The sequence below is a fragment of the Halomonas citrativorans genome (assembly GCF_014898005.1).
Taxonomy (GTDB): domain Bacteria; phylum Pseudomonadota; class Gammaproteobacteria; order Pseudomonadales; family Halomonadaceae; genus Vreelandella; species Vreelandella citrativorans.
Genome location: NZ_JABUYX010000001.1, coordinates 135,613 through 157,695, shown reverse-complemented (window position 1 = coordinate 157,695; position 22,083 = coordinate 135,613). Strand labels below are relative to the sequence as shown.

Genomic DNA, 22,083 nt, shown 5'->3' with positions numbered 1-22,083 from the left:
AAGTCTACCACGTTTGCTCAAGGGATGAACCCCGCCATGCGTTCTGCTTCATGGCAAAATTCACCCCTATACCAACTTACTCTTCTCCGCCTGCTTGCCCGTTAGGATTAGCACTGCGCAGGTAACGGAAAAAGTCGCTGCTGGGGTCTAATACCAGCATATCACCGTCGCCCGAGAAGCTATCGCGGTAAGCATTCAAGCTACGCCAAAAGGAGAAAAACTCCTGATCCTGGCCATACGCTTCAGAAAAGATACTGGCTGCCTGAGCATCACCTTCACCGCGCAGCGTCTCTGCACGCTCATTTGCCTGAGCGATAAGTACGTGGCGACGACGGTCAGCATTAGCGCGAATACGCTCCGCTTCTTCCTGTCCCTGGGCACGCCATTCGCGGGCTTCGCGCTCACGCTCAGAGCGCATCCGCTCAAAGACTGCCGCTGACACGTCTTCAGGTAAATCAATACGCTTGATGCGAATATCGCGGATAGCGACACCCAGCTCATCACGCATCAGGCTATCCAGCTCTTCGGTAGGGCCAATCATCAGGTCATCACGGCGCTCGGCAATGATTTCCTGCAGATTAAGACGGCCAAACTCGTTACGTAAGCTCTCGTCAACACGTGGCTGAATAAGGCGGATCGCCATCATTTCATCGCCTGCCGTTGCCTCGTAGTAGCGGGTAGGATTAACCACCTGCCATTTAACGTAGGAGTCGACGATAACTGCTTTTTGCTCAAGCGTCAGATAACGACTGGTATCGGTATCCAGCGTCAGCAGGCGCGTATCAAACTTACGGATCGTTTGAGCAACCGGTATTTTGACATGCAGGCCAGGCTGAATATTCTCTTCAATAACCTCACCAAAGCGCAGTTTTACGGCACGCTGTGTCTCATCAACAACATACAGCGAATTACTTGCCAACCACGCGACAACAGCCAAGCCACCAACGATCAGCAGGGATCGATTATTAATCATTTACCGGCCCTCCCTGCGAATAGAGCTACTACTTGAAGATGAAGAATTCGTCGTTTGGCTTCCACGTAAACTTTCTACAACACGCGGATCCAACTCCTCACTGCCTGAGCCACTGTCATTAGCGCTTGATGCGCTATTGCTGCGCCCACTATTGCCACGCATTTGATCAAGCGGCAGATACATTAGCGGTGCATTTTCGCTTACATCCATGAGTACCTTGGGTGTACCGCCATAGACGCTTTCAAGCGTATCCAGGTACATCCGCTCACGCATTACCTCTGGCGCATTTTGGTACTCTGTTAACAAGGCATTGAAGCGATTCGCTTGACCCTGAGCTTCAGCCACTACCGACTCACGATACCCTTGGCCTTGCTCAACCACGCGTTGGGCTTGACCCTGAGCGGCCGGGATAATGGCGTTAGCGTAAGCCATGCCTTCGTTAATGGTACGCTGGCGGTCTTCGCGAGCACGAATTACATCATCGAATGCGTCGATAACCGGCGCAGGTGCGGAAGTCGACTCAATGTTAATGGTTTGTAAACGGATACCCGCTCCATACGCATCAAGATAGGACTGCAAGCGGCTAGCGACCGAGCTGCCCAGGATTTCACGTCCTGAGGTCAGGATATCGATCATGTCTGTGCCACCTACAACGTGACGCAAAGCAGAATCAAGCGCATTTTCCATGGACAGTGCAGGATCACGCACATTGAGAACAAAATCTTGCGGATTTGCGACCTGGTACTGCGCCGATATTTCCACTTCCACGATGTTTTCATCGCGCGTCAGCATCGCCTGGGTTTGTGACACAGAGCGAACGCGCGTGACATTTACCATGCGGACATCGTCAATCAATGGCGGATTCCAGTGAAGACCCGGCCCAACAACGCTCTGGTACTCACCAAAACGTAACACAACGCCACGCTCAGACTGATCCACCAGATAGAAGCCGGAGGCTGCCCAAATCGCTAGCGCAACCACAACTAAAAGGCCCGGCAATGCAAGCGTATTACGTGGCTTACCACCACCGCTTCCACTGTTCCGCTTGTTTCCGTTGCCTTTTTTACTGCCGCCGCCCAGCATGCCGTTCAGCTTGTCTTGAAACTTCTTGAGCGCTTCATCAAGGTCAGGAGGGCCTTGGTTATTACCCCCATTATTCCCGCCCCGATTACCGCCGTCGTTGCCACCACGGTTATCACCGTCGTTGCCACCCCGTCGACCACCACCACTCCATGGGTCGTGCTGGTTGCCACCACCAGGCTCATTCCAGGCCATACTTCGTCTCCACTAAGGTGCTCATCTGCGCATGGCATGCCTTCGGCAAGCTCCATGCGCTTTATTGAAATTATTGCTATATCAAACTGTTATTACCATCCCTTACACGAGTAGAAAAGCAAGGACCTACCACTCGTCAACTTCACGCAATGCTACAGGCAAATAGGTGTTAGCACGCTCACCCAGCTGCGCCATTAATTGGTTAAAGTCGCGACGCGGTAGTCGAACATCCAATACAGAGCGCCCCTGCTCATCAAATGCTTCCTGACGCACGGCGTTTAGCTCATGAAGTCCTGCCCGCAGCTTGCCCTGTTCTGGCGTCAGTGTCAGCGAAAATCCGATGACATCGCCAGCCAAGCGCTCAGTAAGCGCTTCATGAAGTAGCTCAAGACCTTGGCCTTGTTGAGCAGACAACCACACCACTTCAGGCACGCCATGCCCATCACGCTCAATACGCGGCGCGCTATCAAGCTTGTCGATTTTATTCATTACCTTGAGAACCGGCACACTATCGGCGCCAATCTCTTTCAATACGTGCTCTACCTGGTCAACGTTTAGCTCGCGATCAGGATCGGCTGCATCAATCACATGCACAAGCAAGGTGGCTTCCGCTGCCTCCTGAAGCGTCGCCTGGAACGCCTCAACAAGCTTATGGGGCAAATGCCGGATAAACCCTACTGTATCCGCCATCACCACCGGGCCCACGTCTTCGATCTCAAGGCGCCTCAGTGTCGGGTCCAGTGTTGCAAACAATTGGTCAGCGGCATACACATCGGCATTGGTTAACGTATTAAACAGCGTCGATTTGCCTGCGTTGGTATACCCGACCAGCGACACACTGTGGATTTCCGCACGTGCACGGGCGCGGCGGTTCTGCTCACGCTGGCTACGCACTTTATCCAATCGCTTATTGATGGACTTAATACGCCCTCTTAATAAACGGCGGTCGGTTTCCAGCTGCGTTTCGCCGGGCCCACGCAAGCCAATCCCGCCTTTTTGGCGCTCAAGGTGCGTCCACCCACGCACAAGGCGAGTAGACATATACTCTAGCTGAGCAAGCTCGACCTGCAGCTTACCCTCATGGGTTCGTGCCCGTTGCGCAAAAATATCGAGAATCAGACCCGTACGGTCAAGGACTCGGCACTTGAGTTCTTTCTCAAGGTTGCGCTGCTGGGAAGGACTTAAACTATGATTGAAGATCACCAGCTCCGCCTCATGAGCCGCGAGCATCGCTCGCAACTCTTCCAGCTTTCCCGAACCCACAAAGGTTCGTGAATCAGGGCGCTGACGACTAGCGGTGAGCAGCGTCGCGGGCTCTGCACCTGCAGAGCGCACGAGCTCTAAGAACTCACCCGGGTCTTCACGTGCTTGTTCGTCATGAAAATCAACGTGGACAAGAACTGCCGTTTCACCGGCTTCTGGGCGTTCAAAAAACAATCAATACCTCGAGGACTCTATTGCTCATCCAGCGGTGTTAAATATCCGCATCAGGCGCGGCCGGGTCTTGTGCCGGCAAACGCACATTACGCGAAGGCACCACCGTGGAAATAGCATGTTTATAAACCATCTGACTAACGGTGTTACGCAGCAGAATAACAAACTGGTCAAACGATTCGATCTGGCCTTGAAGCTTAATGCCATTTACCAAAAAGATGGAGACCGGAATGCGCTCTTTGCGCAAAATATTCAAGTAAGGATCTTGAAGGGACTGCCCTTTGGACATGTTGCTCTCCCTAAACTGTCGTTGGGGTTGGTTGTTAAATGGCGTGCCCTACTGGTGCTACGCCGCAATCTATTTGCCCGAAAGGCCCGTGTGGTTGAAAAGCGCCCTTCGGCTACTCAAAAACACACGCTCACGAAACCACTATCTTACGCTAAGCACCGCTTTCACGCACGAATTTCAGCGTCTTATCCACCACGTCCAACTGCTGCGAATCAATCCAGGTAAGATTAGACCAGCTTCTTAACCAGGTTAGCTGACGCTTGGCGAGCTGGCGAGTAGCAATTACGCCGCGCTCCTTTAAGACAGCATAGTCGTACTCACCGTTCAGATACTCCCACACCTGACGATAACCCACGCTTTTCATGGCGGGCAGCTCCAGATGCAGGTCACTACGCTTTTTGAGGGCGGCCACCTCATCTATCAAGCCCTCCTCAAGCATAGCGGCAAAACGTTTTTCAATACGTGCGTGTAAAACACGTCTGTCGTCTGGCGCCAACGCAATGGATAGCACGCGCCAAGGGAAAGGCGCTGGCTGCTGCTCACCCCACAGTTCACTCATTGAGCGCCCACTGGCGTAATAAACTTCGAGTGCGCGCATTAAGCGTTGAGGATCATTGGGATGGATGCGCTGCGCCGACACAGGATCCACATCCATCAGTTTTTTATGCAGCGACTCCAGGCCTTCTCTTTCACGCTGTTTGGCTAGCTGCTCGCGAATAGCGGGGTCCGCCGCAGGCATATTTGCGACCCCTTCAACCAGGCGCTTGTAGTACAGCATGGTGCCGCCCACGAGCAGTGGCACCTTTCCCGCTGCGCTGATTTGCCGCATCTCACTAAGCGCATCTTCTCGAAAATCAGCGGCTGAATAGGGCTCTGCCGGATCACGCAGATCTATTAACCGATGGGGTGCACGGGCAAGCTCAGCAGCACTGGGCTTAGCACTACCAATATTCATACCGCGGTAGACCATTGCGGAATCAACGCTGATTAGCTCATGCCCTAGCCGCTCGTGCAGCGCGATTGCCGTATCGGTTTTTCCGGCCGCTGTGGGACCCATTAAAAAAATCGCCCAAGGGCGTGTATCAGCCATACCGTGGCAAACTCCGCCAAAAAATAACAGGGATTAATTCAGCCAGCCGCCACTTGGCAACATCTGGCAGCACCACTACTGTCCGCGCAAAAACAACCGATCAAGCGCTTTTAGGTTCATTTGTGTCCAGGTAGGCCGACCATGATTACACTGATCGCTACGCTCGGTGCGTTCCATATCGCGCAGCAGTCCATTCATCTCTTCAATAGTTAGCCGTCGATTCGCACGCACGCTACCGTGGCATGCCATGGTGGAAAGCAGCTCATGAATACGTGTTTCTACCTGATGGGTGCGCCCAAAACGGGCAAGCTCTTCAAGCATTTCGCGCACCAGTGCTTCCGGGTCAGCCTGGGCCAAAAGCGCAGGCAACTGGCGCACCAGCAGCGTTTCCGGCCCTGCAACATCCAGCTCAATCCCCAATTGAGAAATGGCTTTCTGTTCGCTTTCTGCCGTTGCCACTTCCGTGCGGCTGGCAGCAAGCGACACGGGCACCAACAGCGGCTGTGTATCAATGCCACTAGCGGCTGCCAGCTGATTTTTCATCCGCTCGTAGACAATGCGCTCATGGGCGGCGTGCATATCCACCAGCACGAGCCCTTGGGCATTTTGCGCAAGAATATAAATCCCATGCAGTTGCCCCAAGGCAAAGCCTAGCGGCGGCGCACTGGTCGGGTCACTTTCAGGCATTACCGCAGGTGCTTCGCGCACCTCGCTAACAGACTCGTGACCGCCAGCCCATGCACCCGGCGGCTGCGGCGTAAGCAGCGTATCCTCATGATTAGGGTGCAAGGCCTGATAGCCCTGCATAAAGCGGCGTACTTTTTCAGCCCCCGGGTGACGGTCAGGCGCTTGAGAAAGCGCCATGCCTTGCTGCTGCCACCGGGTAGAATCGGTCTGCTCAGGTTCGGCAGTGGCACCATTCACGCCTTCTGCTGAATGCTCCGAGGCATCACTGGCATCGCCATCACTTTCTTGCGCTGGCTTAGACGTCGCCAGGCAGTGGTGCAGACTTGAGTAGAGAAAATCATGCACCATGCGCCCATCACGAAAGCGCACTTCATGCTTGGTGGGATGAACATTCACGTCGACCACATCAGGGTCCAGTGTCAGGTAGAGTACAAACACAGGATGGCGGCCGTTATAGAGCACGTCCCGGTAGGCCTGGCGCACGGCATGGGCCACCAGGCGGTCACGCACCACACGCCCGTTAACAAAAAAGTACTGCTGATCGGCCTGAGAGCGTGAGTGTGTGGGCAAGCCCACCCAACCGCTTAGGCGCAGACCACCAGCTTCGCGCTCAATATAGCGTGCATGCTCAATAAAATTCTTACCCAGCAGCGAGGCGATACGCCGCTCCTGAGCCACCGCCGTATGCCCAGCAGGTAGCTGGTGGACTACCTTCTGGTTATGACGGAGCACCCAGGTGATGTCGTAACGCGACAGTGCCTGACGCCGAAAGGCCTCTTCCACGTGGGCAAACTCGGTCTTTTCAGTACGTAAGAACTTGCGCCGCGCAGGCGTATTAAAGAACAAATCACGCACCGCAACGCTGGTGCCTCGCGGGTGTGGTGCAGGCGTTACTCGCGCCTCCATCCCTCGCCCTTCGGCCACCACTCGCCAGCCGGTTCGCGGGTCTTCTTCCGCATTGGACACAAGCTCCAACCGAGAGACAGAGCTTATTGAGGCCAGCGCCTCGCCACGAAACCCCAGAGAACCGACGCCCTCCAGGTCCTCAAGGCTTCCGATTTTACTGGTGGCATGACGTGCAAGCGCCAGCGGCAAGTCCTGCTCACTAATACCGATGCCGTCATCGCGTACTTTAATTAATCGCGCACCGCCCTGTTCGATCTCAACCTCAATGCGCTGACTTCCCGCATCAATGGCATTTTCCACCAACTCCTTGGTTACCGACGATGGACGTTCGACAACCTCCCCCGCGGCGATTTGGTTGGCCAAGCGGGGGTCGAGTACATGAATACGTGATGGCAAAGAACTCGACTCGGACACCAGACACCTCAAGAGTTGGGAATACGTAATACTTGGCCCACGCGAATAACGTCGCCATTCAAATCATTAGCTTGGCGCAGCTGGCCCACTGGCACACCGTGGCGCAGCGCAATCGAAGAGAGCGTATCGCCTGACTGAATACGGTACTCATTCCCCGTAGGCTGGCGATGATTATCGCGCTGCCAGGCAAGCAGGCTCGCCGGTGGCGGGTTACGTTCAAAATGCGCGTTTAACCCGGAAAAAATCGCATCCGCAAGCCCCTGCTGATGAACGGGATCACGCAGTCGACGCTCTTCACTGGGGTTGGAAATAAAGCCAACCTCAACCAATAGCGAAGGAATATCAGGCGATTTAAGTACCATAAAGCCGGCCTGCTCAACGCGGGATTTGTGCAACCGATTAATCCGCCCCAACTGCTCAAGTACCTGCCCGCCAATAGACAGCGAATCGTTCAGCGTGGCGGTCATGGTTAAATCAAGCAAAACGCCGCGGAGCACTTGATCCTTATCACGCAGCGAAAGGTTGCCATCCACCCCTCCAATCAGGTCAGCGCGGTTTTCGCTGTCGGCAAGCCACTGGGCTGTTTCTGACGTAGCGCCACGCTGCGAAAGCGCGTATACCGAGCTGCCCTCGGGGCGCGGACTGTTAAATGCATCGGCGTGAACCGACACAAAGAAATCGGCCTTTTGCTCACGGGCAAGCTGGGTACGTTGCCGCAAGCCTATGTAATAATCACCATCACGAATAAGCACCGCTTTATAGCCCGGCGTGGCATTGATTTTGGCAGCCAACCGACGCCCGATATCCAGCACGACGTCTTTTTCTCGCGTACCGCCAGGGCCAATAGCACCCGGATCTTCACCACCGTGACCAGCATCAACGGCAATAATAACATCGCGTTGGGGGTGCGGCTGGGCGGGCTGAACTTCGGCCGGCTCAGGGCTTTGCGTTCCAGGCGACGCTTGGCTATCCGGCAATTGAGCCTGAACATCGTTTCGCTGCGCCAGCATTTCCTGATCACGAATCATCGCTTCTATCGGATCAATCGGGTTTTCAACGGCACTCTCGCCGGGATACTCAAGGTCTACCACCAAGCGGTGACCATATTGGTCATTAGGCGGCAACACAAAGTGGCGCGGTTCCACTAAGCGATTGAGTTCCAGCACCACGCGCAAACCGCCCCCATCCCGCGGCCCGGTCCGCACAACCTCAATCGCGCTGCCATCTAGCGGCAATGTGGAGGCATCCGTTTTTAGCTGGCTCTCCTCCAAATCAATCACCAGGCGCTCGGGGTCCGACAGGGAAAAAACATTCGCCTGAGTGACGCCGGAAAGATCAAATACCAGCCGCGCGTGGTCGGGGGCGGCCCATAACCGCATGCTTTCAACATCAGCGGCCTGTACAGAAGAAACGCTCGCCATTAGCGCCATCAGCCCAGGCATGAGATACCGGGCCAGGCCGGTGAATTCGTTGCTAGTTACCATGAAGTGGCACCGTCTTCTGACTGCTTAAACGATTGTCTTGACTGCAGCCCATTAAGGACGCACTCACCGTACTCACTGAGTGCGTTCAACGTCGCCTCGCGCCCTGCACCCGCTACCGTAAGTGATAAGAAAATATCGGGAGCTGGCAGCCATCCCTCGCCGCGACTTGGCCACTCAACAATACATAGAGCGTCGTCCGCCAGCACATCACGACCGCCGATAAACTCAAGCTCCTCAGGGTCAGATAAACGATAGAGATCTAAATGATAAATGCGCTGTGTGCCCAGCTCATAAGGCTCCACGAGGGTATAGGTAGGGCTTTTGACTGCCCCCAGATGCCCATAGGCCCTTAAAACTCCACGTGTTAATGTCGTTTTACCGGCGCCCAGGTCACCTTCCAGGTAAACACGCCCACGCCCCTGCAATGCACTTCCCAGCGCTTCACCAAAAGCGACCTGCGCTTCTTCATTTTCCAATTGCACCTGCATGTGGGCTGCCTTCACGGGTTGATCAATACTCGCGCATAGGATGCCAGATCACTTGCCAGCAAGCCACGTTCTCCTTGTGCCTGTGCGGCGCTGTCGGCGGCTAGCGCATGCACCATAACGCCTAACCAGGCGCTACTCTCTATCTCTGCTCGCTGGGCGACCAAGGCGCCGAGCATACCGCTGAGCACGTCACCCATTCCACCACTGGCCATACCGGGGTTTCCGTAAGGACATACGACCAAGCCACCGGGCCCGGCAATCAAGCTCCCCGAGCCTTTTAGAACAACAACGCCTCCTCGTCTACGCTGTAGCTCACGCGCAGCGGCAGGCCGGTCAGCCTGCACATCGGTGACGCTACACTCAAGCAGCCGGGCAGCTTCGCCAGGGTGCGGCGTTAATATCCAGTTATCACGGCGCTCGCTCGGCCAGTGGCTGGCGAGTAAATTAAGCCCATCGGCATCGACGACCAGCGGAGAGCCCGATGCCAGCGCGTGCTGCAACACAGCCTGCCCCCAAGCGGCCTGTCCCATCCCCGGCCCCACCACCATTACATCGGCTTTTTGCGGCAGTTCGTTTAAATCGGCGCCGCCGCGTACACCGTGCGCCATTACTTCCGGGCAACGCATCAAACTAGCGCTGATGTGCTCTGGCGCGGTAGCCAGGCTTACTTTGCCAGCGCCTAAGCGTACCGCCGCTTGGGAAGCCAGCAGCGCTGCACCACCAAACCCCGGAGCACCGCCCAAGACCAGCACATGCCCCATATCGCCTTTATGGCTGGTACGGGAGCGCGGCGCAAAGGCGTCTGTTAACCAGCCTTCGTCCAGCCGCCACGCACAAGGAGGAATATCAAAAAAGGCCTGCGCTTTAACGCCCAGGGGGCGAAAATCAATCTCCCCCGTATAGGCAGGCGCTTCGCCGGTATGTAGCCCTATCTTGTCGCCAATGAACGTGACGGTAGTATTGGCGTGAACAGCATCACCAAGGACCGCGCCCGTATCCGCGGCTAACCCAGAGGGTATATCGATCGCCAGCACGGGACATTTAGCGGCGTTGATTGCCTTAATCGCCTGTTGCGTTGCCCCTGTCACCTTGCCGGTAAGGCCAATACCGACCAGAGCATCAACAATCACTTCGCCCGAGAACACACAATCGGCGTGCCACGCTTCGCAGGCAACACCGGCAGAGGTTGCAAGCTCGGCAGCCCTGGCGACATCACCTTTCAGAGCATCCAACGGCTTTAGCGTAATACGCTGCACTTTAAGCCCTGACTGAATGGCAAGCGCTGCCAGCACATGACCATCGCCAGCGTTATTTCCCCCACCACACAACACCGTTACGCTACGCGCATGGGGCCAGCGCGCGCGAAAGCTATGCCAGGCACTGGACGCTGCTCGCTGCATTAGGGCAAACCCTTCGATACCACCGGCAATGGTACGGCGGTCCAGCTCACGTACCTGCTCCGCTTTGAATAGCGGGCGCAGCGAGGAAGTACTTAAGGTGGACACGATATCTCCTTTCGCATGTTGTGATGGCGACCAATTGCGTTAGCATAGCGCGACTAATGCTCGACCGTAGACTGATAATGCCCTGTTCCACTGCTTCTTCACTTTCAAGCCATACCATGACCACTGAACAACTGGCCCATCTTGCTGACCTCATCAAAATCTGGGGCCGCGAGCTGGGCTTTCAGCAGGTAGGTATTACCGATACGCAGCTCGATACGCATGAGCAGCATCTCAACGCATGGCTTGAGAAAGGTTATCACGGTGAGATGAGCTTTATGGACAAGCACGGCACCAAACGTACACGCCCGGCCGAGCTTGAACCGGGCACGCTGCGGATCATCAGCGTGCGTATGGATTATTTACCTCCCGAAGTTGAAACGACTCGGCTGCTGGGGCAGCCGCAAAAAGCCTATGTATCACGCTATGCATTGGGCCGTGACTACCACAAGCTAATACGTAAGCGCTTGGCTCAGCTGGGTAAAAAAATCGAACAGGAAGTAGGTCCTTTTGGCTACCGTGCCTTTGTCGATTCTGCCCCGGTAATGGAGCGCGCCCTGGCGCAAAAGGCAGGCCTTGGCTGGTTCGGTAAAAACGCCATGCTGCTCAACCCAAAAGCAGGCTCACTGTTCTTTTTGGGTGAGCTTTATACCGACCTGCCCCTCCCCGTTGACCCGCCCTACGAGCGTGAGCATTGCGGCAGCTGCGATGCTTGTCAGACCGCCTGCCCAACAGGGGCGATTGTTGACGACAAAGTGGTGGATTCGCGCAAGTGCATCTCCTATTTAACGATTGAGCTACACGGAGCGATCCCGGTTGAGTTTCGCCGCGCCATGGGCAACCGCGTATATGGCTGCGACGACTGCCAACTGGTATGTCCGTTCACACGCTTCACCCGCGTGAGTAACGAGCAAGATTTTGCCCCCCGCCACGACCTGGACCGCGCCTCCCTGCTCAGCCTGTTTGGCTGGAGCGAAGAGGCATTTTTGGACAAAACCGCCGGCAGCCCCATTCGACGTATCGGCTACGAACGCTGGCTACGCAATATTGCCATTGGCCTGGGCAACGCACCGTGGAGCGAGGCGGTTGAAGCCGCGCTGTGGGCACGGCGCGCTTACCCCAGCGCTCTGGTACGTGAACACGTTGCCTGGGCGCTTGATGAACAGCGCCTCAAGCGCGATGCACGCATTGCGACAAGCTAACGTTCAACCGAGGCTTACTCTTCTTCGTCCTGCCCGCCTGCCACGCGCAAAAAGGTATTGCGGTAGTGGGCAAGCTCAGCAATCGACTCTTTGATATCGTCCATTGCCAAGTGCACGTTGCGCTTGCTAAAGCCTGCCAGCGCGCCCGGGTTCCAGCGCTTGGCAAGCTCCTTAACGCTTGAGACATCCAGGTTACGGTAGTGGAAAAAACGCCACAGCGCTGGCATCTCACGCTCCAAAAAGCGTCGGTCCTGATGGATGCTATTACCACACATGGGCGACGAGCCTGCCACCACGTACTGGCGCAAAAATTCCAGTGTCTGCTGTTCGGCACTGGCCGTATCGTTCTGGCTGGCTTTTACGCGCGCGACCAAGCCGGACTCGCCGTGGGTCTTCTGGTTCCAGTCATCCATTTGTGCCAACAGACTATCAGGCTGCTTAACAGCAATTACCGGGCCTTCCGCCACGACGTTTAAATCCGCATCGGTAACGAGCGTTGCCACTTCGATAATGCGCTCTTTATCAGGATCAAGGCCGGTCATTTCCAGGTCGATCCAGACCAGCAGATCACTGCGAGGTTCATTACTATTGCTCATGCTTTTCTCCAGGATAGCCAACGGGTCGAGTTACCCGGCGCCAGTTAACAGGTACACTATCCTCCATTGTACCGAGCATCGGGTGGTCATGAGCAAACGTAAATTAAGCCGCCAGCAGCAGTGGCGAGTCGACAAAGTCCAGGCAGAGCGTGCTAGCCGCGCTGAAAAGCGTGATGTACGCGACGCAGAAAAGTTGGCGGCAGGCGAATACGGCGCCGAACAGCCCGGCCGGGTGATGGCGCATTTCGGGCGAACGCTGGAAGTACGTAATGCCGAGGGCACACCGGTACGCTGCCATCTACGTGCTAATCTGGACGGCATGGTGACCGGTGACCGAGTAATCTGGCGGGCAGGCCAGGAGGGCTCCGGCGTTGTTGTGGCCCGCGAAGAGCGCGACAGCGTGCTCAAGCGCCCTGACGCGCGTGGCCAGCTCAAGCCGGTCGCCGCCAACATCGACCAGATTTTAATCGTTTTTGCCGTTGAGCCGGCGCCGCACCCTAATTTGATTGACCGTTATCTGGTCGCCGCTGAAGCCACCGCTATCGCGCCTGTTCTGGTACTCAACAAAATCGACCTGCTGCCAGACGATGGCGGCGAGCTTGGCAAGCTACTAGAGCGCTACCGTGCGCTAGGCTACCCGGTGGTGCGCACCACGACGGCCAATGAAGAAGGGCTTGCCCCTTTACGCCAGCAACTTGAGGGTCGCACCTCGGTGTTTGTGGGCCAAAGCGGCGTGGGTAAATCATCGCTAATTGACCTGCTGTTGCCCGATGAGTCATTGCGTATCGGCGCGCTTTCCGAAGACTCGCGTAAGGGCACGCACACCACGACTACCGCACGGCTCTATACCATGAACCGCGATGAAGTCACCGATGGCGAGCTGATCGACTCTCCCGGCATTCGGGAATTTGGCTTGATTCATTTGACCGAACAGGACGTGACCGACGGCTTTATCGAGTTCCGCCCTTTCCTGGGCTACTGCCGTTTTCGTGATTGCCGTCATCGGGAGGAGCCTGGCTGCGCTTTACTTGAAGCGGTTGAGGAAGGCAAGATTCACCCGGAACGTTTTGCCAGCTATCGCCGGATTCTCGATAGTTTAGACGCTTGATTTTAAAGGAGCTAACCATGAGCACCGAGCACCCATCGTCAGAGTCAAATCTTCTACCGCTGATCGTTGAGCCAGAACAGTTACAGAGCCACCTGGGTCAACCAGCGCTTTTGATCATTGATGTGCCGGTGAATCCGGATAACTACCGCCAGGGGCATGTGCCGGGCGCGGTATATCTGGATTTTCGCTATCTGATGCGCGGCGAAGGCCCGGTGCCCAATGACGTTCCCGATGTAGGCTTCTTATCGCAACTATTCAGCGCATTGGGGCTTACTCGCGACACCCACGTTGTAGCCTATGATGACGAAGGCGGCGGCTGGGCAGCACGCCTTTTATGGACGCTGGAGCTGATTGGCCACACCCGCTACTCCTATTTAAATGGCGGCATTCATGCCTGGCGTGATGCCGGTATGCCCGAAAGCACGGAGCAAACCCGTCCCTCGCCTAGCGAATACCATGCACAAATTTTAAACCCGCAGGCGCTCATCACCTGTGATGAGATTAAAGCCAAGCTGGGTGACAAGCAGTTTGCAGTTTGGGATGCGCGCTCCAAGGGCGAATATGACGGCGAGCAAGGCAATAATAAGCATCTTGGCCACATTCCAGGTGCGGTCAATATGGATTGGCTAAACGCCATGGACCGGACCCGCGCCCTGCGTATTCGCGACTACGCCGAGCTTATAACCGAGCTTGGGGCCATGGGCCTAACGCCCGATATGGAAGTAGCCACCCACTGCCAGAGCCACCACCGCAGCAGCTTTACCTGGCTGGTGGGTAAAGCGCTAGGGTTTAATATACGCGGCTATGCGGGCTCCTGGGGCGAATGGGGCAACCGCGACGATACGCCGATCGAAAAGTAACGTAACCGGCTTGGCTGGCACGACGTTTAACCACTGCTAAAAGTAATTAATGTGACGCTACCTCAAAAAGCTTTCTCGTTACTCCAGTACCCGCTTCCTCATCATGCTATCTCGCGTCTGACCGGCACGTTTGCGCAGAGCGAGGCGCCTTGGCTGAAAAACATGCTGATCAAGGCCTTTATCAAGCGGTTTAACGTCGACATGAGCCAGGCACTTGAGCCGGACCCTACGGCATACACCAATTTTAACGCGTTCTTTACCCGCGCTCTAAAAGCGGATGCTCGTCCATTGGGGCAAGGCATTTTAAGCCCGGCCGATGGCTCGCTTTCGCGCCATGGCCGCTTGCAGGCGGGCCAGCTGGTTCAAGCCAAGGGCCACACCTATTCGGCGCAGTCGTTACTGGGCGGGGATGCCGCGCTTGCAGAAGAGTTTATGGGCGGCAGTTTCGCGACCGTTTATCTCTCGCCACGCGACTATCACCGTGTACATATGCCCATGACCGGCACGCTGCGGGAAATGATTTATGTGCCTGGGCGAATTTTCTCGGTGAATAAAGCCACCGCGAGCTACGTGCCGAACCTGTTTGCACGCAACGAACGCCTGGTATGCATTTTTGATTCAGAGCACGGCCCATTTGCCATGGTATTGGTCGGCGCGATGGTGGTTGCCGCCATTGAAACCGTGTGGTCTGGGCAAGTTACACCGCTGGCGGGCGTGCCTCAACGCACACGTTTTGACAACACCATCACCCTTGAGCGCGGCGAGGAAATGGGGCTATTCAAACTCGGCTCTACCGTTGTGATGTGTTTTGCCAAGCCGGTTACGTTTAGCAATCCAGCAACGCGTGAGGATTATCGGCCAGAAACCATGGTGCAAATGGGCCAAACCCTCGGTGATTTTCCGCCAGCCCCGCCTATCGCTTAGCGTTAGCAATTAGGCGTCGAAAAGGTGAGCACGTCTTCAAGGCGTGCTTTACCCAATGCCAATTGAATTAAACGATCAATTCCCAGCGCTACGCCCGCACATTCGGGCATGCCATGCTCAAGCGCTGCCAGCAAACGCTCATCAACATCGACCTCGGGTAGCCCCAGACGTCGCCGTTCAGCGTTATCGTCACTAAAGCGAGTGCGCTGCTCAGCGGCATCGGTTAGCTCGTGATACCCATTGGCCAGCTCAATACCGTTCAGGTAAAGCTCAAAACGTGATGCGACCCACTCTCCATCCACATCCTGGTGCCGGCGAGCAAGCGCCGCCTGGCTGGCGGGATAGTCCGTGACCACGCTTAATTCGTTCTGGCCCAACGTGGGCTCAATCACCATGCTCATCAAAAGGTCGAGGCAGGTATCGCGGCCTTCGTTCACCAACGCCCCGGTAGGCATCCGGCCTCGTTCAGCGGCCAGCGCGCGTAGCTTATCAAGTGACGTTGTGAAGGGGTCAACAGCCAAGCAAGTATGGAAAAGCTCGCGATAACGATAGTGCACTACCGGCCCGGCAAAAGCAGGTAACAGCGTGGCCACCAGCGTGGCGGTCTCGTCGATCAGTTCGCCAAGCGACAACCCTGGCCGGTACCATTCAAGCATCGTGAATTCGATGTTGTGGCGCGAACCCACTTCACCATCACGAAAACTTCGCGCCAGCTGAAAAATGGGCCCACTGCCTGCGGCCACTAAACGCTTCATATGAAATTCAGGTGAGGTTTGCAGCCATAACCGTCGCTGACCTTTATCAGTGCGCGCTTGAGTCGCAAGTGACACCAGGTGCACATCGGTACTTCCACCCTGCCCAAGCACAGGCGTTTCAACTTCCAGCACGTCACGTTGGGAAAAAAATGCTCGTACTTTTGAAAGCAGACGTGCTCGCTCGCGCAGCGTTTCAATTTGCGCATTTGGTCGCCACTCAATGGCCATCACCGCTCCTTGAATAAAATAAAGCCACGCAAATGCGTGGCTCTAAGGTAGTACAAATGCCGCCAAGTGCGTAATAAAGCCTACCGCTTTATCCACTTGGCTAAGCACTTAACTACTCACTTAACTACTCACTTAACTACTCACTTAATACTTAGCTTAAAAACGTACTTATCAAGCGCGAGAAACGTACTCGCCGGAGCGCGTATCGATTTTGAGCACTTCGCCCTGGTTGATAAACAGAGGTACACGAACAACAGCACCTGAAGAGAGCGTTGCGGGTTTAGAGCCGCCCTGCGCCGTATCGCCCTTCAGGCCTGGGTCAGTCTCGACCACTTCAAGCTCAATGAAGTTGGGCGGCGTCACCGAAATTGCCTTGTCGTTCCACAGTGTCAGCGTATAAGGCACCTGCTCTTTGAGCCATTTGACAGTATCGCCCAGCGCTTTTTTCTCTACGGCGTACTGCTCAAAAGAGCCGTCCGTTTTCATAAAGTGCCACATGTCACCGTCGGTGTAGAGGTACTCCATCTCCAGGTCCATGACATCGGCACCTTCCAGTGAATCGCCCGACTTAAAGGTACGCTCACCTACACGGCCGGTCATCAGGTTACGCAGCTTAACGCGGTTAAACGCCTGGCCCTTGCCGGGCTTGACCAATTCGTTCTCAACGATTGAGCAAGGATCACCGTCGAGCATTACTTTTAAACCGCCTTTGAATTCATTGGTAGAATAGTTAGCCATGTTGCCTCTCTGTGATCTATTTCAGTTAGCTATTACAGTGAGCGATGCAAGATAGCCTACGTCGCCGCAGCGTGGATAGCATCGTCAAATAAGTGCGCGCATGATAACCCGAAGAAGGGCTTTTTGCAGGAGAACATTATGATCGTTGCCTCGGATAATCACGAGCGATTCAACGAAGCCTCAAGCTCCACATGGCAACAGCAGCTTTCCAGCGCCATTCGTGACCCACAAGAGCTTTGCAAACGGCTTGGACTAAAGAGCGAATGGCTCTCTGGCGCACATACCGGGCATAGGCTGTTTGAAACCTGCGTGCCCGAGGCCTATTTGTCACGCATTACTTACGGCGATACGTCCGACCCGCTACTGCGCCAAGTGCTGCCCGTCAGCGACGAAGCGCTCACGCCTAGTGGTTACGTGCTTGACCCTCTTGAAGAGGCTGATCATCGCCCTGCCAAAGGGTTGATTCACAAATACGCCGGTCGGGTGCTATTAATCGCAAGCCCAAACTGCGCAATTAACTGCCGCTACTGTTTTCGTCGCCACTTTCCCTACAGCGATAATTCACCTTCCCGCGCCCAGTGGCAAGATGCGCTTGATTACCTGCGCAGCAACCCCACCATTCATGAAGCCATTCTTTCCGGCGGCGACCCGCTGGCCGCCAACGACCGTCAGCTAGCCTGGCTAGTCGGCGAGCTGGAAAAAATCCCTCATCTTAAGCGGCTGCGCATTCACACACGCTTACCCGTGGTGATTCCTGATCGTATCGATAATGCGCTACTTGCCTGGCTGGGCAATACCCGGCTGCAAAAAGTCGTGGTACTGCATATCAATCATGCCAACGAGATAGATCAAGCCGTCGTTGAGGCCTGCACCCGGTTAAAAGAAGCCGGCGCCACCCTGCTTAATCAAAGCGTACTGCTGCGCGGCGTTAACGACGAAGTGAGCACACTCACCACCCTTTCAGAGCGGCTTTTTGAGGCAGGCATCCTGCCCTACTACCTGCATGTATTAGACCCGGTGCAGGGCGCCGCTCATTTTGATGTACCGGATGATGAAGCACGTGTACTCATCACCCAACTACGTGAGCACTTACCCGGTTTTCTGATGCCCCGACTTGTGCGAGAAGTACCTGGGGAGGCGAGTAAAACGCCGCTGTGAGGGGTATCAATAGCCAAGCGAGCAGCCCGATACGGGGCTTGGCATATAAACCTGGAAATGCTTGCCGCCTCGGCGCTTTGGGCTGCCCAAGAGGTTGTGCATGCCAAAACCGCGGAAGCGGCATTTTCAGTCATAAACCAGGGCTAAAGCTCAATGCCTAGCCCCTACCAGCATCGTTAACCAGATGCATCCCCTCTCGTCTCCTCGCAACCGCCTCGTACATAAACCTTCTGTCAGCGCCACCTCAATTACCGGCGTCTGCTACGCTTAAACGAACAATTAGGTAAACATTGGAACAAATCTATTCATCACAGGAGAGATAACGCAATGTCGCGATTACAAAGACGCCGTACGGGCGCAGGGGTACTGCTTTTAGCCGCTCTAGCGGGTGTTGTGATTTCTACTTACGCTTATATAACACCGTTGACCGGCGTAACCGGCACGCTTGGCGCATTGGTGGCTACTCTGGCCTGCGTTGTGCTCATTGCCGCGGCACTGGTGCTCTTCAAACTTAACGCCAGTGGCGGGCTCATCGCGCTTCGTACGCTTATTATTATTGGGCTGGCTGGGACATTTTTCGCCGCTATGCTTTTACACCTGTGGTGGCTGGGCGTCGCCATGGTCATAGGCCTGATCGGGCTGATGGTTGATATAGCAAGCTCCCCCTCTAAACCCACTCGGACCTGAGGCGCTCTATGCCTGCTCATTATGTAAATACCCAACGCCAATGTGGGCGTTCATCCTCTCGTTTCACTGGCAACCTGCTTTTAGCGCTACTGTTCACACCGTTACCGCTATTGGCGCAAGCGCCGCCTTCCGAGCAAAGCGAACCTTTAAACGAGACAAATAGCCGCCAGGCAATTCCGCTAGTACCCGAAGGCGCCATTTGGGATAGCTTTCACGGGCAGCTTAATGCGCAAAAATATAGCCCACTGGATCAGATCAACGTAGACAACGTAGGTCATTTAGAAAAAGCGTGGGAGTTTCATACCGGCGATGTCTCCGATGGCTCTGGCGATCTTCCTCCCACGGTTTGGTCAGCAACCCCAGTATTTGCCAACGATACGCTCTATATAGGCACGCCGTTTTACCGGGTATTTGCCCTGGACCCCGCCACTGGCGAACAGCGCTGGATGTTTGACACCGAATCCTCTCTTGAAGCCTTGACCCAGCCAGCGCTTAAAAGCCGCGGGGTAGCCTACTGGGAAGCGGACGAGCCTTCTGACAATGCCTGCGATAAAATCATCTACTTCGGCACCATGGATGCTCAGCTTTTCGCACTCGATGCCGATAGCGGTAAACCCTGTGAAGACTTTGCTGATAATGGCGTTTTGAACGTTAACCAGTGGAATAATATTCCCGAAGATTGGCCGTTATCGCTCTTGCAACCCCCCACCGTCGTAGGTGACCGGCTTATCCTGGGCTGGGCGGGTAAAGACTGGGCAACCAGTGAAGCCCCTTCGGGTACCGTTTTCTCGGTCAATGCGCGCACAGGCGAGCTTGAGTGGACCTTTGAAGCGCTATCCGAAGAGATGCGTGAACGCAGCGGTACCGCCAATGTTTGGACTCACATGGCAGCCGATGAAGAACGTGGGCTTGTATACTTGCCCATCTCTTCGCCCTCGCCCAACTTTTGGGGCGGTAATCGCACCGAGGAAGTGCCGCTGGCCACGTCCACGACCGCACTGGATATTGAAACCGGAGAGGTCGTATGGTCACGCCAGTGGGTACATCACGACCTATGGGACTACGACATTAACGCCGCACCTACCCTGATGGATATTACGGTCGATGGTGAAGAGATACCGGCGTTAATGCAGGCCACCAAAATGGGTTTTCTCTTCGTGGTTAACCGTGAAACCGGCGAAGACGTGTGGCCGATTGAAGAGCGCGAGGTACCTAGCGGTGATGGCACAGTAGAGGGCGAAGTCTACTCACCCACACAGCCATTTCCCACCAAACCCGCCCCGCTGCTTGATCAGTCTGAGAAACCCAGCATCTGGGCGCTGGCCGATGCGGTGAGCTTTGGCCAGTGCTCCGCCCTTTGGGATGATCTTTGGTACGAAGGCATGTACACCCCACCTACCACCCAAGGCGAAGGAACACTTGCCTACCCGGACAGTGCCGGTGGCGTGCAGTGGGGCGGCGTGGCCTTTGACCCGGTTAATCAAACGGCCGTCGTCAATACGTCACATATTGTGCAATACGTGAAGCTATTTAATCGCGACGACTTTGAAGAAGCCGACAGAGGTTCAGGTAATGAAAGCGGATACTCTCCTCAAGAGGGCGCGCCCTACGGCATGCGCTTGGAAGTAGCGCTTAACTGGCTTGGCATGCCCTGTTGGGAGCCGCCCTTTGGCGAGTTGGTGGCGCTGGATATGACCACCGGCGATGTGAAGTGGCGCCGCCCGGTAGGCGCTTCACAGCAGTACGGCTTTTTCATGCCTGAGCGTTGGGGCTCACCGACCATTGGCGGCCCGGCTATCACGGCTGGGGGGCTTATATTTATCGGCGCATCCATAGACGCCAAGCTTCGCGCTTACTCGCTTGAAACCGGCGAACAGCTTTGGTCTGACCAAGCGGAAGCGCCCGCAGTCGCCAATCCTGCCGTTTACGAGTACGAGGGCCGACAATATGTGGCGTTCGTAGCCGGGGGCAATACGATTGTCAAAGATCAGGTAGGCGACCAACTGGTGGTCTATGCCCTGCCGGAGTAACCGTACCTTGTAAACACCATAACCCAAAGGGGCGGCCCGTGTTTTGCAACACGGGCCGCCCCTTTCTCTATTCCTACCATGTTCGAAGAAGCCGTATCCGCTACCGCATGGTGCGTGCCTGCCTTCTATTGAGGCGAGTTTGTATCACGCTTTGTCAGTGCTGACTCCATACGGTCAAGCTGAGCACGTAATTCACGAACATCACTACGTAACCCCTGTATCTCAGCCTCCTCTCCTTCGCCACTGTCCAGCGCCATCTGGGCGCTCTCTTTTTGCATGACGTCCAGCACAATGCCGATCATCATATTGAGAAAGATAAAGGCGTTGAGGAATATGAACGTTAAGAAGTAGATCCAGGCATAGGGAAAGTGCTCCATCGTCGGGTACAGGACGGCAGTGGCCCAGCTTTCGAATGTTGCCACCTGGAAAAGCGTGAGCATGGCCAGCGCAATGTTACCCCATAGCTGCTCATCGACGGTGTGGAACAAAAAGCTGCCGATTGCGGCATAAATGTAGAAAATAATAAACATCAAAAGCGCCACGTATCCCATACGTGGTATGGATTTGATCAACGCCGACAGCAGCATTTGAAGCTCAGGTATCATTGATACCAGACGCAGCACGCGGAAGATGCGTAGCAAGCGCGCCAGCAGCACCATTTCTGACTCATCCATGGGGATTAGACTGGCGGTAACAATCAAGAAATCAAAGATGTTCCAGCCTTTTTTGAAGAAATCCCGCAGCCTGGGCTCTGCCGCCATACGAATAAGGATCTCGACCAGAAAAAACACCGTCACCGCCATATCCAGCACGCCGAGCCACTGCTCAAACCGGCTCACCTCATCGTAGGTGCGTGCGCCAATTACCAGCGCCGATATCACAATGATGGCAATCACAAACGTCTCAAAAAACTTATTACTGCGCAGCTTTTCAAAGCGTGCCTGCCAGGTACTAAAGGAAGTGCTCATTGCTGTAAAGTTCTCGCAAGCATAGAAAATTCAAAAAATAGTTTAAAAAATGAGAAGCATTATTCATCCTCCCCATGCGGCAACGCAAATGCTACCTGCAATAACCGCCATCCGTTTGGGGCGTGCATCAACGGCAAGCCCCCAATCACTTTCTCTTGTTCATTGAATACGCGGACCGATTATACGAAAGCCGCACATCTTCAAAACAAGTGATATTCTACAGTTTCGCTTAATTTACCCTTGGCCCTAGGTGTATTCTCCTCACTTTGCGGCCTTTTTTGAGATTT

General features: G+C 55.2%; 20 protein-coding genes. 7 read left to right on the top strand and 13 right to left on the bottom strand.

From position 1 onward, the window contains the following. Nucleotides 1-76 precede the first annotated feature (76 nt). The 9 genes from hflC to INT20_RS00605 all read right to left on the bottom strand — a co-directional run bounded on the left by hflC (nucleotide 77) and on the right by INT20_RS00605 (nucleotide 10,545). On the bottom strand, nucleotides 77-973 hold the full coding sequence (gene hflC, locus INT20_RS00645; RefSeq protein ID WP_172116283.1) for a protease modulator HflC: 897 nt from the start codon (nucleotides 971-973) through the stop codon (nucleotides 77-79). Then, nucleotides 974-2,248: an FtsH protease activity modulator HflK gene (gene hflK, locus INT20_RS00640; RefSeq protein WP_192526309.1), complete on the bottom strand. Its 1,275-nt coding sequence runs from the start codon at nucleotides 2,246-2,248 to the stop codon at nucleotides 974-976. It abuts the gene before it with no gap. A 126-nt stretch (nucleotides 2,249-2,374) separates the two neighbouring features. After that, nucleotides 2,375-3,685: a ribosome rescue GTPase HflX gene (gene hflX / locus INT20_RS00635; protein WP_172116281.1), complete on the bottom strand. Its 1,311-nt coding sequence runs from the start codon at nucleotides 3,683-3,685 to the stop codon at nucleotides 2,375-2,377. A gap of 37 nt (nucleotides 3,686-3,722) precedes the next feature. After that, a complete protein-coding gene (gene hfq, locus INT20_RS00630) occupies nucleotides 3,723-3,971 on the bottom strand; it encodes an RNA chaperone Hfq (RefSeq protein ID WP_009099947.1) in 249 nt (82 codons plus the stop codon). Nucleotides 3,972-4,122: 151 nt separating this feature from the next. Next, the gene (gene miaA / locus INT20_RS00625; RefSeq protein ID WP_192526308.1) at nucleotides 4,123-5,061 is read right to left on the bottom strand and encodes a tRNA (adenosine(37)-N6)-dimethylallyltransferase MiaA; all 939 of its coding nucleotides are present in this window, start codon (nucleotides 5,059-5,061) and stop codon (nucleotides 4,123-4,125) included. Nucleotides 5,062-5,136: 75 nt separating this feature from the next. Further along, the gene (mutL, locus tag INT20_RS00620) at nucleotides 5,137-7,068 is read right to left on the bottom strand and encodes a DNA mismatch repair endonuclease MutL (RefSeq protein ID WP_172116279.1); all 1,932 of its coding nucleotides are present in this window, start codon (nucleotides 7,066-7,068) and stop codon (nucleotides 5,137-5,139) included. An 8-nt stretch (nucleotides 7,069-7,076) separates the two neighbouring features. Beyond that, nucleotides 7,077-8,552: an N-acetylmuramoyl-L-alanine amidase gene (locus INT20_RS00615; RefSeq protein WP_172116278.1), complete on the bottom strand. Its 1,476-nt coding sequence runs from the start codon at nucleotides 8,550-8,552 to the stop codon at nucleotides 7,077-7,079. Further along, nucleotides 8,546-9,040: a tRNA (adenosine(37)-N6)-threonylcarbamoyltransferase complex ATPase subunit type 1 TsaE gene (gene tsaE, locus INT20_RS00610; protein WP_172116277.1), complete on the bottom strand. Its 495-nt coding sequence runs from the start codon at nucleotides 9,038-9,040 to the stop codon at nucleotides 8,546-8,548. The genes INT20_RS00615 and tsaE overlap by 7 nt, the downstream gene beginning before the upstream one ends. Nucleotides 9,041-9,051: 11 nt before the next feature. Further along, nucleotides 9,052-10,545 (bottom strand): NAD(P)H-hydrate dehydratase, encoded by a 1,494-nt coding sequence (locus INT20_RS00605; RefSeq protein ID WP_172116276.1) that lies wholly within the window; start codon nucleotides 10,543-10,545, stop codon nucleotides 9,052-9,054. A gap of 116 nt (nucleotides 10,546-10,661) precedes the next feature. Between INT20_RS00605 and queG the strand changes: the two genes are divergently transcribed. Continuing rightward, nucleotides 10,662-11,744 carry a tRNA epoxyqueuosine(34) reductase QueG gene (gene queG / locus INT20_RS00600; RefSeq protein ID WP_172116275.1) on the top strand — a complete coding sequence of 361 codons (1,083 nt, stop codon included), beginning with the start codon at nucleotides 10,662-10,664 and terminating at the stop codon, nucleotides 11,742-11,744. A gap of 14 nt (nucleotides 11,745-11,758) precedes the next feature. On the opposite strand, the gene orn is transcribed toward queG, so the two are convergent. After that, nucleotides 11,759-12,340, bottom strand: coding sequence for an oligoribonuclease (gene orn / locus INT20_RS00595; RefSeq protein ID WP_172116274.1), 582 nt, complete (start codon nucleotides 12,338-12,340; stop codon nucleotides 11,759-11,761). Nucleotides 12,341-12,428: 88 nt separating this feature from the next. Between orn and rsgA the strand changes: the two genes are divergently transcribed. Genes rsgA through asd form a run of 3 tightly spaced genes read left to right on the top strand, consistent with a single transcriptional unit; the run spans nucleotide 12,429 to nucleotide 15,232 of the window. Beyond that, nucleotides 12,429-13,448 carry a small ribosomal subunit biogenesis GTPase RsgA gene (gene rsgA, locus INT20_RS00590; protein WP_172116273.1) on the top strand — a complete coding sequence of 340 codons (1,020 nt, stop codon included), beginning with the start codon at nucleotides 12,429-12,431 and terminating at the stop codon, nucleotides 13,446-13,448. Between the two features lie 17 nt (nucleotides 13,449-13,465). Then, the gene (locus INT20_RS00585) at nucleotides 13,466-14,308 is read left to right on the top strand and encodes a sulfurtransferase (RefSeq protein ID WP_193053832.1); all 843 of its coding nucleotides are present in this window, start codon (nucleotides 13,466-13,468) and stop codon (nucleotides 14,306-14,308) included. Nucleotides 14,309-14,359: 51 nt separating this feature from the next. Beyond that, complete coding sequence (asd, locus tag INT20_RS00580; protein ID WP_193053833.1) at nucleotides 14,360-15,232, top strand: archaetidylserine decarboxylase; 873 nt, start codon at nucleotides 14,360-14,362, stop codon at nucleotides 15,230-15,232. Between the two features lie 2 nt (nucleotides 15,233-15,234). On the opposite strand, the gene epmA is transcribed toward asd, so the two are convergent. Beyond that, nucleotides 15,235-16,215, bottom strand: coding sequence for an EF-P lysine aminoacylase EpmA (epmA, locus tag INT20_RS00575; RefSeq protein WP_193053834.1), 981 nt, complete (start codon nucleotides 16,213-16,215; stop codon nucleotides 15,235-15,237). 171 nt (nucleotides 16,216-16,386) lie between these two features. After that, complete coding sequence (gene efp / locus INT20_RS00570) at nucleotides 16,387-16,953, bottom strand: elongation factor P (RefSeq protein WP_172116269.1); 567 nt, start codon at nucleotides 16,951-16,953, stop codon at nucleotides 16,387-16,389. Between the two features lie 138 nt (nucleotides 16,954-17,091). On the opposite strand from efp, the gene epmB reads away from it, so the two are divergent. From epmB to INT20_RS00555, 3 genes are all read left to right on the top strand, one after another. Next, on the top strand, nucleotides 17,092-18,111 hold the full coding sequence (epmB, locus tag INT20_RS00565) for an EF-P beta-lysylation protein EpmB (protein ID WP_193056269.1): 1,020 nt from the start codon (nucleotides 17,092-17,094) through the stop codon (nucleotides 18,109-18,111). A 327-nt stretch (nucleotides 18,112-18,438) separates the two neighbouring features. Continuing rightward, nucleotides 18,439-18,798, top strand: coding sequence for a hypothetical protein (locus INT20_RS00560; RefSeq protein ID WP_192526300.1), 360 nt, complete (start codon nucleotides 18,439-18,441; stop codon nucleotides 18,796-18,798). Between the two features lie 8 nt (nucleotides 18,799-18,806). Next, a complete protein-coding gene (locus INT20_RS00555; RefSeq protein ID WP_192526299.1) occupies nucleotides 18,807-20,828 on the top strand; it encodes a pyrroloquinoline quinone-dependent dehydrogenase in 2,022 nt (673 codons plus the stop codon). A 125-nt stretch (nucleotides 20,829-20,953) separates the two neighbouring features. Here the strand turns inward: INT20_RS00555 and INT20_RS00550 are convergent, their stop codons facing one another. After that, a complete protein-coding gene (locus tag INT20_RS00550; RefSeq protein WP_192526298.1) occupies nucleotides 20,954-21,796 on the bottom strand; it encodes an ion transporter in 843 nt (280 codons plus the stop codon). Between the last annotated feature and the right edge of the window lie 287 nt (nucleotides 21,797-22,083).

Excerpts from the sequence above, each read along its gene's own strand:
- hflC (WP_172116283.1), bottom strand. The coding sequence starts at position 973 with ATGATTAATAATCGATCCCTGCTGATCGTTGGTGGCTTGGCTGTTGTC.
- hflK (WP_192526309.1), bottom strand. The coding sequence starts at position 2,248 with ATGGCCTGGAATGAGCCTGGTGGTGGCAACCAGCACGACCCATGGAGT.
- hfq (WP_009099947.1), bottom strand. The coding sequence starts at position 3,971 with ATGTCCAAAGGGCAGTCCCTTCAAGATCCTTACTTGAATATTTTGCGC.
- miaA (WP_192526308.1), bottom strand. The coding sequence starts at position 5,061 with ATGGCTGATACACGCCCTTGGGCGATTTTTTTAATGGGTCCCACAGCG.
- INT20_RS00615 (WP_172116278.1), bottom strand. The coding sequence starts at position 8,552 with ATGGTAACTAGCAACGAATTCACCGGCCTGGCCCGGTATCTCATGCCT.
- tsaE (WP_172116277.1), bottom strand. The coding sequence starts at position 9,040 with ATGCAGGTGCAATTGGAAAATGAAGAAGCGCAGGTCGCTTTTGGTGAA.
- queG (WP_172116275.1), top strand. The coding sequence starts at position 10,662 with ATGACCACTGAACAACTGGCCCATCTTGCTGACCTCATCAAAATCTGG.
- orn (WP_172116274.1), bottom strand. The coding sequence starts at position 12,340 with ATGAGCAATAGTAATGAACCTCGCAGTGATCTGCTGGTCTGGATCGAC.
- rsgA (WP_172116273.1), top strand. The coding sequence starts at position 12,429 with ATGAGCAAACGTAAATTAAGCCGCCAGCAGCAGTGGCGAGTCGACAAA.
- INT20_RS00585 (WP_193053832.1), top strand. The coding sequence starts at position 13,466 with ATGAGCACCGAGCACCCATCGTCAGAGTCAAATCTTCTACCGCTGATC.
- epmA (WP_193053834.1), bottom strand. The coding sequence starts at position 16,215 with ATGGCCATTGAGTGGCGACCAAATGCGCAAATTGAAACGCTGCGCGAG.
- efp (WP_172116269.1), bottom strand. The coding sequence starts at position 16,953 with ATGGCTAACTATTCTACCAATGAATTCAAAGGCGGTTTAAAAGTAATG.
- epmB (WP_193056269.1), top strand. The coding sequence starts at position 17,092 with ATGATCGTTGCCTCGGATAATCACGAGCGATTCAACGAAGCCTCAAGC.
- INT20_RS00560 (WP_192526300.1), top strand. The coding sequence starts at position 18,439 with ATGTCGCGATTACAAAGACGCCGTACGGGCGCAGGGGTACTGCTTTTA.
- INT20_RS00555 (WP_192526299.1), top strand. The coding sequence starts at position 18,807 with ATGCCTGCTCATTATGTAAATACCCAACGCCAATGTGGGCGTTCATCC.
- INT20_RS00550 (WP_192526298.1), bottom strand. The coding sequence starts at position 21,796 with ATGAGCACTTCCTTTAGTACCTGGCAGGCACGCTTTGAAAAGCTGCGC.